Below are 14,392 nucleotides of genomic sequence, written 5' to 3'. Positions count from 1 at the left end.
CTCTGCTCGGTTCGGGATGACACGTCGGGACATCTGCTCCACATCTCCTCAGGTCAGGAGCTGTGTTGCAACCATCACTTGAAACTGCCCTCGGCAGTGCAATGGTCCATTGACGCGGACGCGGGGGCTACGCCGACACTGTCTCTCGGCGAGCAGGTCGAACTGCACGATCGGTGAGGAACGCGAAGCCCAATCCCAGGGCCAGCCAGAGGGTTGCCTGGGTGGCGAGTGACGACAACCGGAATTCCCACAGCAGGGTTGCCGGGAAGTCCGAACCGACCTCGTTCACGTTCGGCAGCAGTGCGTAACCGATGCCGACGATCACCAGGAACGCCACCGTAGGAGCACCCACGCGGACCGCCATGGACCACTGCGCTGCCACGACCTTCGCCACATAGATCGCAACTCCGACGGCGAGCAGGCCGAGGATCACCGACGCCAACCACAGCCAGGTGCGCTGGGTGATGGTCTCCGGATCTCCGACGGCCGGTGGGTTCGCCGGGTACTCGAAGAACGGCACGGCTTCGATGGCCAACCACCCGCCGACAGCCCCGACGAGCGCGAGAGTCGAGCCCGGGAGTGAGCTGAAGCGTCGGGCATAGTGCAGTACCGACGCGAAGATCGCGCCGAGTGCCAGGCCGGCGAGTCCGGTGGCGAGGAAGAGCCCGACGCGTTGCCCGTCGCGACTGACGAGGGCATCCTCGTCTCCGTGGGAGTGCGCAGCGGAGTCCGTGTGTGCCGCGCCTGCCGACTCCTCGATGGAGATGGCCGAATCGATGTGTGGTTCACCGACGACGAATGCGACGGCACCTGCGAGCAGACCCGCGACGAGTCCGGCGAGCAGGCCTCGCACCAACAACTGAACGAAGGTTCCGGTCAGTGGCATGGCAGTCCCAGCAGGTGGCGGCCGTCGTGCATCAGTTCGTGCATGTACATGCCACTGCGGGAGATTGCGCCCTGATCGAATCCGACGAGGTAGAGCACGACGAACGCGAGCAATATCGTTGCGGCGACGATGACGGCGAGAGCAGCCGACTCCGTCGTATTACTGGGGGAATGGGTGATTGCCATGGGTGTCCTCCTGGGATATGCGTCCCGTAGTCCCTTCCGAAGAGAAGGGACGGCCATGCGATGTACGAGTTTTCTGGCTCTCGAATTCGGACATGTGCCCGACGTCGATCACAGTGGCGCAACCGTTCCGGATTCACACCGGATTACCTGCATACATCGCGTCCAACCTGCGAACTGTGGCACCGAACGCGACCCTGTGTCAATCGCTGTTCTGGCCGACCGCAGCTCGATGCCAGAATGATCGGGTGCCCGCGCCCGTGACCCGCCTGACGCTGGTGAGCCACGCACGAACCGCCGCGATGCGCACCGGCCGTTTTCCGGGCGACGAACCACTGGACAACTCGGGAGTTCGAGACCTCGCCGCGGTAACCGACATTCCGCGAGCCGACCGCGTCCTGTCCGGCCCGGAATCCCGATCGTTGGCCACCGCGCAGGTTTTCGGAACCGACATCTCGGTCGAACCCGCGTTGGCCGACATCGATTACGGCAGGTGGTCCGGTCTCGAGATGACCGATCTGCCCGACGCCGACGCGGTGGCCTGGCTGAGCGATCCGGCGTTCGTGCCACCGGGCGGCGAATCTCTGGTCGCGTTGTTCTCTCGCGTACAGAGGTGGCTCGACGACGTCGGTGCGACGCCCGGTCGCACGGTGGTGGTCACTTCCCCCGCTGTCGTTCGGGCCGTGGTGGTACTGGTGTTGGATGCCCCGATTGCCTCGTTCTGGCGGGTCGACGTCGCGCCGCTGACCCGCACATCCGTCAGTCGCCGCGGCGGCTCGTGGACGGTCGGTGCGGTGGCCGAGAAGTCGATCTGACTTTTTCTCGTGTCGGTGGAACCAAACCGAGCACGGTGGCGTCCTACCTACCGACAGGGGAAGTTCTTCGATCAGGGGGCGTGGCTGATGACCGTCATCAAGGTGGATCCGGTGGCACTGCAACTCGCTGCGTCGGAACTCGATGCGGTCGCCGCCCGGCTACAGGCGGCCGTCACCGCGACGGCGATCCCCGTGCGGCCGCTACCGCCGGGCACCGACGAGGTATCTCTACTCACCGAGCGATTCTTCGGCACCGCAGCCGATACCTTCGGACCTGCTGCAGCGCAGGGTATTTCAGAGCTGCACCGAGCGGCCGAGGAACTGCGGAAGCAGGCTGCCGACTACGTGGCAACCGACGACGACACAGCCGGCGGCCTACCCGGCTTCTGAGATTCGTACCGAAACGATCGCACCGCAACTCGATTGCAGCACAACAAGACGACGCAGGGCTCGAACATCATGGGGGCTAGAGGATGACAATCGGAGTGACAGGTGTGGTGTGGCTGCCACGCACGGCAACGGGAAATTCGACACGATTGCTCGGGCCGGGTCCAGTGCCGTTGCACGTGGCCGGCGGTGCATGGGGTTCGGTTGCTGCCGCGTTCACCGAGGCGTCGGCGAGTATCGCCGCCGTCACCGCGTCGTTGACCGCCGGGTGGGAAGGCGAATCGGCCCTTCTCGCTCAAGCCGCGCTCGCACGCTTTGCGACCTGGACCGGCACCACCGCGCTGAAGGCGGCGGCGCTGTCGGTCGAGGCCCCGGCCGCCGGAACCACGTACGGCGTCGCGCTGGCAACTATGCCGTCACTGGTGGAGATCGGCGCGGTGCAGGCCGCCAAGGTCACCGCGGCGTCGACGGGCGGCGCGCTGAACGGCAGCTACGAAGCAGCCGAGGTGGCAGACCGGTTGCTCGACATCCGGGCAGCCCTGGTGATGGAAGGCTTCGAGCTGGTCAACTCGCATCGCGTCGTGAAGACCACCTTCGATCATCCGCCTGCGATCGTGTCCGATTCCGGCAGCGGCCTCGGCAAGTTCGCGAACGCCGTGATGACGTCTCCGGTTCAGGCTGCGATGGGCGGACTGATGGCAGCCACCCAGAATCCTGGAGTGGCCGCTGCGGCGGGACAGATCGGTAGTGCTGCCACCTCCATCGCCAGTACCGGCGTCTCGACCGTGGCCACCGCCGCGTCCAACATCGGCTCGACGGCATTGTCCGGCGGCTCGGGAGCAAGCGTCGGTCACGGATTTGCGCCCGGTTCGGCATCTCCGGCGGTCGGTCCAGCGTCCACGCGTCCGGTCTCGTTCGCGGGCGGAGGCGGCGGCCCGGGAGGCTACGGCAGTGGCGGGATGCCGACGTCGGCATTGGGTCCAGCCGGTGGAGGTTCGGCCGGTAGCGGTTCGGCGTTCGGCGGCGGCCAGGGCGGCCCTGCCACCGCGTTCGGTACCCCGGCCCCGGCCGACGGAGGCCTCGCTCAGCGCGGAACCGGCGGGGCGGGCGCTCCGGCGTCGAGCGCACGCACGCAGGACGAGGACGACGAGCACGAGACCCCGGACTACCTCAAGCAGTTCGAGCACTTCGCCGACGGCCGTACCGTCGCACCGTCCGTCATCGGTGCGGATCCGGCGCTGCCTGTCGCCGATGCCAGTGGGAACGGCCGTTGATCGACTTGGGAACCGTGCCGGTGGGCCACACACTGCCGAACGCCACGCTCGGTGCCGACGAGATGGATTTCCTGGTCGACGAGCTGTCGATCGCCGAACTACCCGTCGTTCTCGACGTGTTTCCGCGATTCGACGACGCCGCCGACCGGGATCGCGCACTCGATCGTGGCCGCTCCGCACTGAACAGCGCCGGTCTGCTCACCACAGGCCGAGTGCACGAGGATCTCGAGCAGTGGATGCGGGTACTCGAACAACCGCACTGGTACGTCTCGGCGCGCGTATTCGACGTCGACCACGACGAACCCGGCCCCACCATCAGGATCTGCGTTGCGTCCGACGAACGAACAACAGTGTCCGCGGTGCGGCGAGACGATGTGATCACCCTCCGCATAGTCCACGGCGACCCGGCCCGACACCTCGCCGAGACGATCGGCTCCGCCACACCGTTCGATCCGGGCAACATCAACGCCCCCACCGACCTGTTGGCCGAAGCCCTCGACGCCGCACCCAGCGATGTCGGAGCAACAGCATCCCGCCTGAGCCGCATAGGAACAGCAGACGATCGCGCCATGGCCCTGGCATCGGCCATGGCCACGTGCGCCGGCAGAACCGAGATCACGGCCGTTGCACCCAGACACGGCACCCGGCACGTCGCCGGTAGACCCGTCGCCCTGTTCGACACCCGAGCCGGACGCATCGTCGCCACCTCGACCGTGGCCGCTGACGGCACGTCATGGTCCACGTTGACCGGTGCAACCGACCGTAAGGTGACGGCGGCGCTGACCGAGTTGATCGGCTCGGCTCGAGAACTCCGGCTCAGCTGATCGGGTTGTCGGCCCTCTCGCTGCCCTTACCCTCGAACGGCGGCAGGAATGTGCCCCACTTGCCGCAGGCCCAACCACCACCGGGCAACGGGAGCAGCTCCACGGTCTGAGTGTTGTCGAGGTGGTTGTCAGCAGCGAATGTGCCGTCGACCCCCGCCAGGACCGCAGCGACCAATCTGATCGCAGCACCGTGGCTCACGACGACGACATCGCCGGCCGTGTCGTCGCCGAGATACTGCGCGCGCAAAGTATCGAGCACCGGCACGTAACGCTCCAGTACCGAGTGCCCGCTGTCACCGCCCGGCGCGGTGGCCGCCAGATCGCCGGTGTGCCAGCGCTGGAAGATGTCGGTGAACTCCCGGTGCGCATCGGGGTCGTCTCGGTCTTCCAGATCTCCGGCGTAGGTCTCCTGGAGTCCGTCGGTCACGATGAGCGGAACACCGGTCGCCCGCTCGATGTAACCGGCGGTCTGCTTGGCGCGCAACGCAATCGACGACACCAGAACCGCAGGCGGGCGGCCCACCCAGGTCTGGGCGTAGCGCTCGGCCTGCTGGTGGCCCAGGTCGGTCAACTCGGCTCCGGGCGGCGCCGTGTCCAAGATCTTCGCGACGTTCGCGGTCGTCTGGCCGTGCCGCACCAAAATCAACTTGCCCATCACAGATCACCTCGTCCGGCCCGGATGTCGCTGAGCCACTGCACGTGTTCGTCGATCGGCGGCGGCACCGATCCCCCCGTTCCTGTTGCAATGGGCCACGATCCGAGAAACCGCAACGGCATCTTGCGATGGAATGCCGTCAACGCCTCGGCGACGAGCGAGTCCTCGATGTGACCTGCACAGTCGATGAAGAATCGGTAGGTGCCGAATTGCGAACGCGTAGGACGTGATTCGATGAACGTCAGGTCGATGTTGCGAATCCCGAACTCTGCCAACGCCGCCGGCAGGGTGCCCGGGTCGTTCGGCGGCTCCAACACCACGGCGGTGCGGTCGGCCCCGGTGCGGGGAGCAACCGGCCGAGGCGGTGTCACCAAGACGAAACGGGTTCGTGCGCCCTCGACGTCGATGATGCCGTCGGCCAACGTCGGCAGCGCCAGGCGTTCGCCGGCCAACCGTGTCGACACCGCCGCATCGGCGATTCCGGCGGCAACATCCTCCGCGGCACCGGCATTGGACGATGCAGACTGAACCTGAGCATTCGGCATCGTGGCCTGCAACCACTGCCGCACCTGATTCAGCGCGATGGGATAGGCGCTGACGGTGCGAGCCGAGTCGAGTGTGACGCCGGGTCGACCGAGAATCGTGAAGGCCACCTCGATCTCGGTCTCGGCGACGATTTGCAACCGTCGACCCTCGGACAACGCGTCGAGAGTCGGCGGTACCGCACCCTCGATGGAACTTTCGATGGGGACGACGGCCGCGTCCGCAGCACCCGAGCGCACGGCTTCGAGCGCCGCAGGCGGGCTCGCTGCCGTCACCCGCTCGACAGCACCGCCCCACTCGACAGCACCGTCCGGTCCGACGGCGCTATCCGGTCCGACGGCGGCGATGGTTCCCAGCTTTTCGAACTGCGCCAGCGCCATCTCCGTGAACGTTCCGGAAGGGCCGAAATAAGCGATGCGAGGCACGCCTCGAGGTTACGTTGTCGACGCCTACGAGGCGATCAAACCGACCTCGACGAGCCGCGCCCGCGCGCCAACGGCGTCGGCGATCTCGATTCCGAACAGCACCTCACGCACCGCCTCGGCTGCCTCGGGAATCAGCGCTCGCAGCGCGGTGACATTCGGGGTCGCCAGAGCAGCGCCGATGTCGTCTCCGCGCAGTGACGCCACCGTCGCAGCGAGGATCGCCAGGACGTCGTCCCCGGTGTCCGCGCGGGCGACCAGACCCACGTCTGCGTGGGACACCACGGCGAGGACGTCGGCGATGCGGCGCGGGGTGTCGGCGACGCTGATGCCCGGGGTCCGGTGCGCGAAGACGACGGTCTCCGCCGTCTCGGCCACGTCGATGGCGTCGAACACCGGGAACACGACCAGCGGCGAGGGCAAGCGCAGTGCGAGCGCGTCGGCCAGATGTTCGGCGGGAGCGTCGACGTCGAATCGGACCACCTCGTAGCCGCCGGCGCGGCTCGCGCGGAGCTCGTCCGGGTCGACGTCGAGGTGCACCACGACGCGTCCGAGTTCGGCCGTTTCGGTCATCGCGAGCAGCGTCGACGCTCGGACGACGGGCGGTCCGTACTCGGCTCCTTGCGGGGCGTTGTTCAGCTCGACGGCGTCGGAGCAGATCGGCAGCAGCAACCCGTGCACGAGTGCGTTCGGGTCGGGTCGGTGTGGCACACCGAGGGTCAACGGAATCGGCACGCCTTCACCGTAGCCCCGTGATGCTCTTGCGATCCCTGCCACACCGGTATAACTTAGGGGCACATTACTTAGGCTTGCCTCACCTACTGGACAGCCCGATCGCATCGGAGGAGCCCATGCTCGGCGCAACCACCACCACCGGACCAACCACTGCCGAGCGCGTACGCAGTGCCTGCATGCGCGCCGAGGGTGCGGCCCTGGCCATCGACGGCCGCGACCCGGTGATCACGTCCCTGCACCACCTACGACCCAACGGCGAGATGATCCTGGCCGTCCCCAACGATTCTGTCGATGACGCCACCACCTGGCAGTCTTCCCGAGCCGGTATTCCTGCGGTCCTCGAACTCACCGACCACGCACCGCTCGCTCTGCGCGAGCCGGTGCGATCGCTGGTGTGGCTTCGCGGCGATCTGCGTCCGGTTCCGCCGTCGTTGATGCGCCCTATGGCCGGTGCCGTCGCCGCGGAACACCCCCATCCGGCTCTGCTCGATGTCGGCCACACCACGTCCCTGATGCGGCTGATCGTCGGCTCCGCGGTGGTGGCAGACAGTACCGGCGCGGAACCGGTCGACGTCGACACGCTGTTGGCGGCCGAGCCCGATCCGTTCTGGGAGATGGAGACCAGCTGGCTCGAGCACCTCGATTCGGACCACCCCGATCTGCTCGCCCAACTGTCTCGACGACTCCCACCGTCGTTGCGGCAAGGCCGGATCCGTCCCCTCGGTATCGATCGCTATGGAATTCGACTACGGATCGAAGGCGAACACGGCGACAACGACATCCGCCTGGGATTCGCCCAACCCGTCGACGATGTTCTTTCGCTCAGTCGCGCACTCCGCGTGCTCGCCGGCTGCCCTTTCCTCAACGGCCTGCGCGCCCGCGGCTGATACACCGGCGCACCGAACAGGGCAGAATCGTGCGGTGATCGACTTCAAGAGCTGGTTGACGCCACCACCGCCGGAGCGCACAGCTCCCCTGCCCGACGCCCGCGAGCGCACCACCATCAAGGTGGAGATCGGGATCGTCCTGCTGGTGACGTTCGGCCTCAGCGGGATGAGCAGCGTTCTCTCACTGATCGAGGACGCGCTGCAGACCGCTGCCCTGTCCGATCAGACCGTCGCACTGAACTCGTCGCGGTCGAGTTTCAGCCTCATCGACCTGCTGTTTCAGCTGCTGAGCATTCTGCGACTGTGCGCCTGGGGAGCCCTCGGGTTGTACCTGCTGTGGCGAGCCGACCTGGCACCCCGAGCGATCGGGCTGGCCAGGCCGCGGCTGAAGATCGATCTCGGTCACGGCGTCGGACTGGCCGCACTGATCGGACTGCCCGGCCTGGCGCTGTACCTTGTGGGCAATGCCCTCGGCTTCAATCTGAACGTCGTTCCCAGCGCACTCGACGACCACTGGTGGCGCGTCCCTGCACTGATTCTGTACGCGCTGGCCAACTCCGGTGCCGAAGAGATCATCGTCGTGGCGTACCTCATCTCTCGGCTGCGCAGACTCGGCCTGAGCGAGAACGCGTCGCTGCTGTGGTCGTCACTGCTGCGCGGCAGCTATCACCTCTATCAAGGCGTCGGCGGTGGAGTCGGGAACTTCCTCATGGGCCTGGTATTCGGCCGCTACTGGCAGCGCACCGGCAGGCTCTGGCCGCTGCTGATCGCGCATGCTCTGATCGATATCGTCGCCTTCGTCGGCTATGCCCTCCTGCGCGAACATCTGTCGTGGCTCCCCTGAATCCAACGGAGATCCGAGCTGAAGGAACCCGGTCGTTCACGCGCCGACAGCTACAGTCGATCCGTGAACGACGACGATCGCTACGGACGGCACGGAACGCCGGATCGGCGCATGCCACCTCCAGATCGCACCCCGCCGAATCGAGCGACACCGCCCGACCGATCGGCACCGAGTCGTCACGCCCGACAGGATCCGACGCCCCAGCCCGGTCCCCCAGCCCAGCCCGGTAACCCAGCCCAGCCTCGTCGCGCCCAGGGGCAACCCCCGCAGCAACCACCCCGTCGGCAGCAACCGCCACCCGGCCGACCGTCTCCCGGCCACAGGCCCCCCGAACAGCGATCACCAGGCCAACAGGCACCCGGCCAGCCCCGAAACCGACAGCCGTACGGCGGGCAGCCGCCACCCCCTCGCGGCAATCGCCCCGGCCAGCCGCCAGACCGTCCTCCTCGGGGCCGGCCGCTGCCGCAGGGGCCGGTACCGGAGGGCACTGAGTTCATTCGGCGCGACGGCCGGCCCATTCCCGGACCGGCGGCCTCTGCCGCGGGTCAGCAGGCATGGTCGCAGGCTCCGGAACCAGGTTCGGCGCAGTCTCGTGCGTCCCAATCTCATGCACCCCAGTCGGATATACCCCAGTCGAATACACCCGGACCAGCCGATTCGACGCGTCAGTACTCACGAAGCGTGGACGAGCAGCAGGGCCGCACCGGCTATGCCCCGCGTCAGCAACCGGAGCCGTTCGTCGAGGAACGCAGGCAACCTGCGGCCCCGGCGCAGCGCCGACGGGAACCGGCCAGGCCGCAACCGGCCAGACCACAACGAGATTCGCGTCCACCCAGGGCCGCGAAGCCGCGTAAACGCAGACGCTGGGGCCGCCGTTTTCTGATCGTGCTGCTCGTTCTCGTACTCGGCGTCGGCGGTGCCGTCTACTACGTCGACAGCTCGTTGACGCGAGTCGACGCGCTCACCTCGTACCCCGGCCGAATAGGCGACACACCGGGCACCAATTGGCTTCTCGTCGGCTCGGATTCGCGGGCCGGCCTGACGCCGGAGCAGGAGGCCTCGCTGGCCACCGGCGGTGAGGTGGGCCCGAGCCGCACCGACACCATCATCCTGATCCACATTCCCGAGGACAGCGGCGCGACCACGATGGTCAGCCTGCCCCGTGATTCGTACGTCTCGATCCCGGGCAACGGCCAGGACAAGCTCAACTCGTCCTTCGCATTCGGAGGACCGTCGCTGTTGGTACAGACGGTCGAAGGCGCAACCGGGGTTCACATCGACCACTACGCCGAGATCGGCTTCGGCGGCTTCGCCGGGATCGTCGACGCGGTCGGCGGAGTGAACGTGTGCGTGCAGAACGCGATCGACGATCCGTTGGCGGGTATCAACATCCCGGCCGGCTGTCAGGATCTCACCGGATCCGAAGCACTCGGGTTCGTGCGGTCCCGGGCTACCGCGCTGGCCGATCTCGACCGGATGAACAATCAGCGGGCGTTCATGTCAGCACTTCTCGAAAAGGCCACCAGCGCTTCCACTTTCCTGAACCCACTGCGCTTGTGGCCGCTGGTGTCCGACACCGCGTCGTCATTGAGCGTCGACGAGGGAGATCACATCTGGAACCTGGCTGCGCTGGCGTGGGCGATGCGCGGAGGCCCGGTGACCACAACGGTGCCCGTCGGCGGCTTCCAGGACTCCGACGTCGGAAACGTGCTGCTGTGGGACGACACTCGCGCTCCGGCATTCTTCGACGCCATCGCGCAGGATCGCGAGATCCCACCGGATCTGCTGACCGGAGGGCCCTGACGGGGGCACGCTGCCGGTAGGCGGGAGAGGAGCCTGCGGAACGACCCTGGGTTGTAGGGAGAGAAGCCTGCGGAACGACCCTGGGTTGTAGGGAGAGAAGCCTGCGGAACGACCCTGGGTTGTAGGGAGAGAAGCCTGCGGAACGACCCTGGGTTGTAGGTTGTGGACCATGACATCGCCGTCTGCCCAGCCCGCCGTGACGCCCGGTGCGTCGTTCCACGATCTGCTGCGAGCTCAGGTGCGGCACCAGTTCACCGCATCGCAGCAGTACGTCGCGATCGCGGTGTGGTTCGACAGAAACGACCTACCGCAGCTGGCCACCCGCTTCTACACGCAGTCCACCGAAGAGCGTCGACACGCCATGATGATGATCCGCTTCCTCATCGACAATCGGCTCGACGTCGACGCGTCGGGCATCGGCGACGTAGTGACGGAGTTCGAGTCGGTGCTCGAACCGGTGGAACTGGCAGTGGCACAGGAGACGGCGGAGACCGACCGGATCACCGCACTGGCGCGCGCTGCCCGAGCCGAGGGCGACTACATCGGCGAGCAGTTCATCCACTGGTTCCTCACCGAGCAGGTCAAGGAAATGGCGGCGATGCAGACTCTGCTCAACATCGTCCGGCGGGCCGGATCGAACCTCTTCGACATCGAGCAGTACGTAGCGCGCGAAGTAGGCAGATCGGTGATCCGCGCCACCAACGCCCCGAAGGAGGCCGGGAGCGCGTAGCGTGCGCCCTGCTCAGAGCCGACTTTTAGGTTTCACTGTATTAGGCAACGTTCGCCTCAATAAGGTTCTACTTGGATGACAACGCCTCTGACCAGGCATATTGTCCTCATCATGAGCGCAGACATCAAGGAAACCAGCCACACCAAGTTCCACGCACTTCTTCGCGACCAGATCCGCAACGAGTTCAACGCCTCGCAGCAGTACATCGCCACCGCTGTCTACTTCGCGAATGTCGATCTGCCGCAGTTGGCCCAGCACTTCTACGCGCAGTCGGTCGAAGAGCGCAACCACGCGATGATGATCGTGCAGTACTTCCTCGATCGCGACATCACGGTCGAGCTCACCGGCGTCGACGCGTCGAAGTCCGTCTTCACCGATCCGCGTGAGGCCATCGCCTTGGCGCTGGCGCAGGAGGAGACCGTCACCGAGCAGATCATCGCGCTGGCCAGTACCGCACGCGAAGAGGGCGATTACCTCGGCGAGCAGTTCATGCAGTGGTTCCTCAAGGAGCAGGTCGAGGAAGTTGCCAGCATGAAGACCTTGCTCAACATTGCAGATCGCGCGGGCCACAACCTGTTCGACCTCGAGCAGTTCGTCGCTCGTGAGATGAACACCAGCGTGGTCGCAGATGCAGGCGCACCCACCGTCGCCGGCGGATCGCTATAGATCCCGCTGTAACCGGGGGTGAGTAGCACGCTCATACGGGTGGCCCAGTGAACAAGATTTCTTGTTCGCCCGGCCACCCGTTCTGCGTTGTCCGTACACATCTTTCCGGCCGCATGTCCCGGCCGGGATAGGTCAGCGCAATGTGACCTGACGACCGCGCAGGCCGTCACGCGAGCGCAACTGCGCCCCGGTGAGCGGAGCGTCCACTGCCAGAGCTTCGGCCAGCTTGTCTCCGAATTCCTTTGTCGGCGCAGCCCATTCGGTGGGATGCATCTCGGGATCGAGATCGAACACCGGCACCAGCAACCCATGCGTACGGAACGAACCGGCGTAACGCGAGCCCTCGCCCAGGTGCAGATCGCCCGCCGCGTGCAGCCGAGCGAGGGCGAGCATCACGTCGTCCTCACTCTCCGGCCGAACCCAGCGGATGTGCGCCTTGTCGCCTGCATCCACCCACCAGGCCGCAACGACCCCGTCCGCTTCGATCCGTGCCGACGGCATGATCGCCTGGTTCGCACGTTCCACGGTGGCAGTCACATCGGGTGCGGGAGTGGCACTTTCGGGGATCCACCAGTTGAAGTCCTGATGGACGGTGATCTCGAGCAGCGCGGAGGCGTCGAGCACATCGGTCAATGCGGGGGTGTTCTCGTCCACCTTCGAAGCTTCCAGAGACTCACCGGCAGGGGCGGTCGAAACCCAGCCCAGAGCGCTACTGATATCTGCGGCAACATCTTTCGACTGCGTCTGTACCTGTAGGCCGACGAATCCCTCGACGGTGTCTGCATCCTCGCGCACCAAGGCTGCCACTGCTCCGGGCAACACGGTCGCCAGCGTGATCGTGCGACCGTCGACGGTGATCGGCGCGGTCGCCGTCGCAGACGGGACGAACTCGCGAAGGGCTACCAGATCGCATTCTGCCGCCAGGCCCTCGAACGGGCGCGTCGATGCCGAGTCGATGCTCGCGCGTTCGGCCTCACGCTGCGCGAGCTTCGCTGCTCGGTTGCTGCCCTGCTTCGGTCCACTGTTTCTTTTGCTCTTACCCACGTCCGAAAACCTACACGTTCTTCGATTCGAGCCAGGCTCGCGTTCGGCCAGGGTGATTGGTGGCAATCCACCCGACACCGAGTTCGCGACACAGGTCCACGTCCTCTTTCTCGTCGACGGTCCACACGTAACTCGCCCGGCCCGACGCGGCGGCGCGGTCGATGATGCTCGGGTGTTCGCGGAGCGCACGGATCGACGGCCCGACGGCCGTGGCACCCACAGTGGTCGCGGCCCCGCCGCCGAGGTAATGCGAACTGTCGCCGAGGAGCACCGTCGGGAGCATCGGGGCGGAGCGCCGTACGCGCCAGACCGCCGAGGGTGCGAAGGACATGATGACCGCGCGCGAGTGATCGGCCGAGGCGGGCGCGCCGATGCCGAACGTGTGCAGTTCTTCGAGCACCGCGCTCTCGATCAGCGAGCCGTAGCGCACGGGATGCTTGGTTTCGATGAACAGTTTGACCGGCTTGCTGCTCCAGTCCAGCACCAGAGCAATGAGATCGTGCAGCGTCAGCAGTTCCGCAGGTTCGCCGGCGTCACCGTAATCGAGCGCGGCAAGATCGGCGAAGTTCATCTCGCTGACGATTCCGGTGCCGTTCGAGGTTCTGTCGACACGGCGGTCGTGCACGCACACGATATGACCGTCCTTGGTCAGTCGCACATCGCACTCGACGCCGTCGGCTCCCTCACGGAGTGCCAGGTCGTAGGCCGCAAGAGTGTGTTCCTTCTTGGCCGCCGACGCACCGCGATGCGCAACGACGAGAGGGCCACGGCGGTCGGGACTCACGACGCCGTCACAGCCTGGGGCTCGGGTTCGGAGTGCTCGGGTTCGGAGGGCTCAGCTGCCTTGTCGTGAGGGGCTGTACCGCCGGTTCCCGTACTGCGGGGAGCGATGACCCAGCGGGTAGGACGCGACAGGGCCGATCCGCGCAGCGTGCGTCCCTCGAAACGGCGCATCACCGCCAGGGTGAGCACGGCCGAACCGGCGGCCACCGCTGCCACGATTGCCGACAGAAGAACTCCGTCGGCCTCGGCCTGCAGCGTGTCCCGCAGATTCCACAGGATTTGAACGACGACCAGCGCGTTGCTCGCCGCCCAGACACCCCACCAGATTCGTACCAGCTTCAGCTCGCGGTGGACGTCGGCATCGGTGTCGCCCCGCAGTCGGGCCAGCTCGGTGAGGTACACCCCGGGCATGACGATGCGGACCAGCGGCAGCATCGACGACAGCAGCATCCAGCGAACCGAACGTGGGTCGGTCGCACCGACTGCAGCGAAGGCGACACGGCGTTGGCGGATCAGCCAGCACGATGTACAGACGAGCGCGAACAGGCCGACGACGAGTGCGCCCACCTGGGCGAAATACACCAACGCGTCGGACGTGGCCAGGGTGATCGGCGAGACCAGTCGGGTGCGGTTGTACACCAGAATTCCGTAGCGGAACGCCTCGGCGACTGCGGCAAGAGCGAGCAGCAGCGCGGTGACGACGACGAGCATCTGCGCGTTCGCGGAATATCGTTCGACGCGGCCGACATAGCGACCGGACTCGGAGTCGCGGGGAACGTCGCGCAGACCCCAGGTGGGTGTCGAGTCGTATCGAGGCGTCGGTGTCGGCACCGCTTGTCGTGTTCGAGGCGCAGACGTGGAGTTCGATGCTGCCGGACGCGCGACCCAGCGGAAGTTTCTACGACCCTGCGC

At 66.3% G+C, this 14,392-nt stretch carries 17 protein-coding genes and 1 riboswitch; of the genes, 9 read left to right on the top strand and 8 right to left on the bottom strand.

Annotation, left to right across the window (positions count from 1 at the left end):
- Positions 1-127 precede the first annotated feature (127 nt).
- Positions 128-886 (bottom strand): CbtA family protein, encoded by a 759-nt coding sequence (locus tag ACIGGF_RS21550; protein WP_397523192.1) that lies wholly within the window; start codon positions 884-886, stop codon positions 128-130.
- Positions 877-1,071 (bottom strand): CbtB domain-containing protein, encoded by a 195-nt coding sequence (locus ACIGGF_RS21545; RefSeq protein WP_032381168.1) that lies wholly within the window; start codon positions 1,069-1,071, stop codon positions 877-879. Before ACIGGF_RS21545 ends, ACIGGF_RS21550 begins: the two co-directional genes overlap by 10 nt.
- Before the next feature lie 47 nt (positions 1,072-1,118).
- A riboswitch (cobalamin riboswitch) is annotated at positions 1,119-1,274 on the bottom strand.
- A gap of 42 nt (positions 1,275-1,316) precedes the next feature.
- Here ACIGGF_RS21545 and ACIGGF_RS21540 point away from each other — a divergent pair.
- The 4 genes from ACIGGF_RS21540 (at position 1,317) to ACIGGF_RS21525 (ending at position 4,368) form a co-directional block, all read left to right on the top strand.
- On the top strand, positions 1,317-1,883 hold the full coding sequence (locus ACIGGF_RS21540) for a histidine phosphatase family protein (RefSeq protein WP_397523191.1): 567 nt from the start codon (positions 1,317-1,319) through the stop codon (positions 1,881-1,883).
- A gap of 87 nt (positions 1,884-1,970) precedes the next feature.
- A complete protein-coding gene (locus ACIGGF_RS21535) occupies positions 1,971-2,273 on the top strand; it encodes a PE family protein (RefSeq protein WP_397523190.1) in 303 nt (100 codons plus the stop codon).
- A gap of 83 nt (positions 2,274-2,356) precedes the next feature.
- The gene (locus ACIGGF_RS21530; protein ID WP_397523189.1) at positions 2,357-3,544 is read left to right on the top strand and encodes a PPE domain-containing protein; all 1,188 of its coding nucleotides are present in this window, start codon (positions 2,357-2,359) and stop codon (positions 3,542-3,544) included.
- On the top strand, positions 3,541-4,368 hold the full coding sequence (locus tag ACIGGF_RS21525) for an ESX secretion-associated protein EspG (RefSeq protein ID WP_397523188.1): 828 nt from the start codon (positions 3,541-3,543) through the stop codon (positions 4,366-4,368). Before ACIGGF_RS21530 ends, ACIGGF_RS21525 begins: the two co-directional genes overlap by 4 nt.
- Here the strand turns inward: ACIGGF_RS21525 and ACIGGF_RS21520 are convergent.
- From ACIGGF_RS21520 to ACIGGF_RS21510, 3 genes are read right to left on the bottom strand one after another with little or no spacing between them, the layout of a single operon-like run.
- The gene (locus ACIGGF_RS21520) at positions 4,361-5,026 is read right to left on the bottom strand and encodes a histidine phosphatase family protein (RefSeq protein ID WP_397523187.1); all 666 of its coding nucleotides are present in this window, start codon (positions 5,024-5,026) and stop codon (positions 4,361-4,363) included. The genes ACIGGF_RS21525 and ACIGGF_RS21520 overlap by 8 nt on opposite strands.
- Positions 5,023-5,991, bottom strand: coding sequence for a prephenate dehydratase (gene pheA, locus ACIGGF_RS21515; protein WP_397523186.1), 969 nt, complete (start codon positions 5,989-5,991; stop codon positions 5,023-5,025). The genes ACIGGF_RS21520 and pheA overlap by 4 nt, the downstream gene beginning before the upstream one ends.
- 24 nt (positions 5,992-6,015) lie before the next feature.
- Entirely contained in the window at positions 6,016-6,723 is a 708-nt protein-coding gene (locus ACIGGF_RS21510) for a hypothetical protein (RefSeq protein ID WP_397523185.1), read from the bottom strand.
- A 116-nt stretch (positions 6,724-6,839) separates the two neighbouring features.
- Here ACIGGF_RS21510 and ACIGGF_RS21505 point away from each other — a divergent pair, with 116 nt between their 5' ends.
- The 5 genes from ACIGGF_RS21505 to ACIGGF_RS21485 all read left to right on the top strand — a co-directional run bounded on the left by ACIGGF_RS21505 (position 6,840) and on the right by ACIGGF_RS21485 (position 11,653).
- On the top strand, positions 6,840-7,610 hold the full coding sequence (locus ACIGGF_RS21505; RefSeq protein WP_397523198.1) for a DUF2470 domain-containing protein: 771 nt from the start codon (positions 6,840-6,842) through the stop codon (positions 7,608-7,610).
- A 34-nt stretch (positions 7,611-7,644) separates the two neighbouring features.
- Positions 7,645-8,454: a CPBP family intramembrane glutamic endopeptidase gene (locus tag ACIGGF_RS21500; protein ID WP_397523184.1), complete on the top strand. Its 810-nt coding sequence runs from the start codon at positions 7,645-7,647 to the stop codon at positions 8,452-8,454.
- A gap of 495 nt (positions 8,455-8,949) precedes the next feature.
- Positions 8,950-10,257, top strand: coding sequence for an LCP family protein (locus tag ACIGGF_RS21495; protein ID WP_397523197.1), 1,308 nt, complete (start codon positions 8,950-8,952; stop codon positions 10,255-10,257).
- Positions 10,258-10,426: 169 nt separating this feature from the next.
- Positions 10,427-10,987: a ferritin gene (locus ACIGGF_RS21490; RefSeq protein WP_397523183.1), complete on the top strand. Its 561-nt coding sequence runs from the start codon at positions 10,427-10,429 to the stop codon at positions 10,985-10,987.
- Positions 10,988-11,098: 111 nt separating this feature from the next.
- Positions 11,099-11,653: a ferritin gene (locus tag ACIGGF_RS21485; protein ID WP_243595852.1), complete on the top strand. Its 555-nt coding sequence runs from the start codon at positions 11,099-11,101 to the stop codon at positions 11,651-11,653.
- Positions 11,654-11,785: 132 nt separating this feature from the next.
- Here the strand turns inward: ACIGGF_RS21485 and ACIGGF_RS21480 are convergent, their stop codons facing one another.
- From ACIGGF_RS21480 to ACIGGF_RS21470, 3 genes are read right to left on the bottom strand one after another with little or no spacing between them, the layout of a single operon-like run.
- Entirely contained in the window at positions 11,786-12,697 is a 912-nt protein-coding gene (locus ACIGGF_RS21480; protein WP_397523182.1) for a DUF5926 family protein, read from the bottom strand.
- Positions 12,698-12,707: 10 nt separating this feature from the next.
- A complete protein-coding gene (locus tag ACIGGF_RS21475) occupies positions 12,708-13,481 on the bottom strand; it encodes a glycerophosphodiester phosphodiesterase (RefSeq protein WP_397523181.1) in 774 nt (257 codons plus the stop codon).
- Positions 13,478-14,311, bottom strand: a complete 834-nt coding sequence (locus ACIGGF_RS21470; RefSeq protein ID WP_397523180.1) for a DUF4328 domain-containing protein — start codon at positions 14,309-14,311, stop codon at positions 13,478-13,480. Before ACIGGF_RS21470 ends, ACIGGF_RS21475 begins: the two co-directional genes overlap by 4 nt.
- Between the last annotated feature and the right edge of the window lie 81 nt (positions 14,312-14,392).

Origin of the sequence: Rhodococcus sp. NPDC078407 (assembly GCF_044542515.1) — a bacterium.
Classification (GTDB): domain Bacteria; phylum Actinomycetota; class Actinomycetes; order Mycobacteriales; family Mycobacteriaceae; genus Rhodococcoides.
This window is presented reverse-complemented; position numbering and strand designations above follow the sequence as displayed.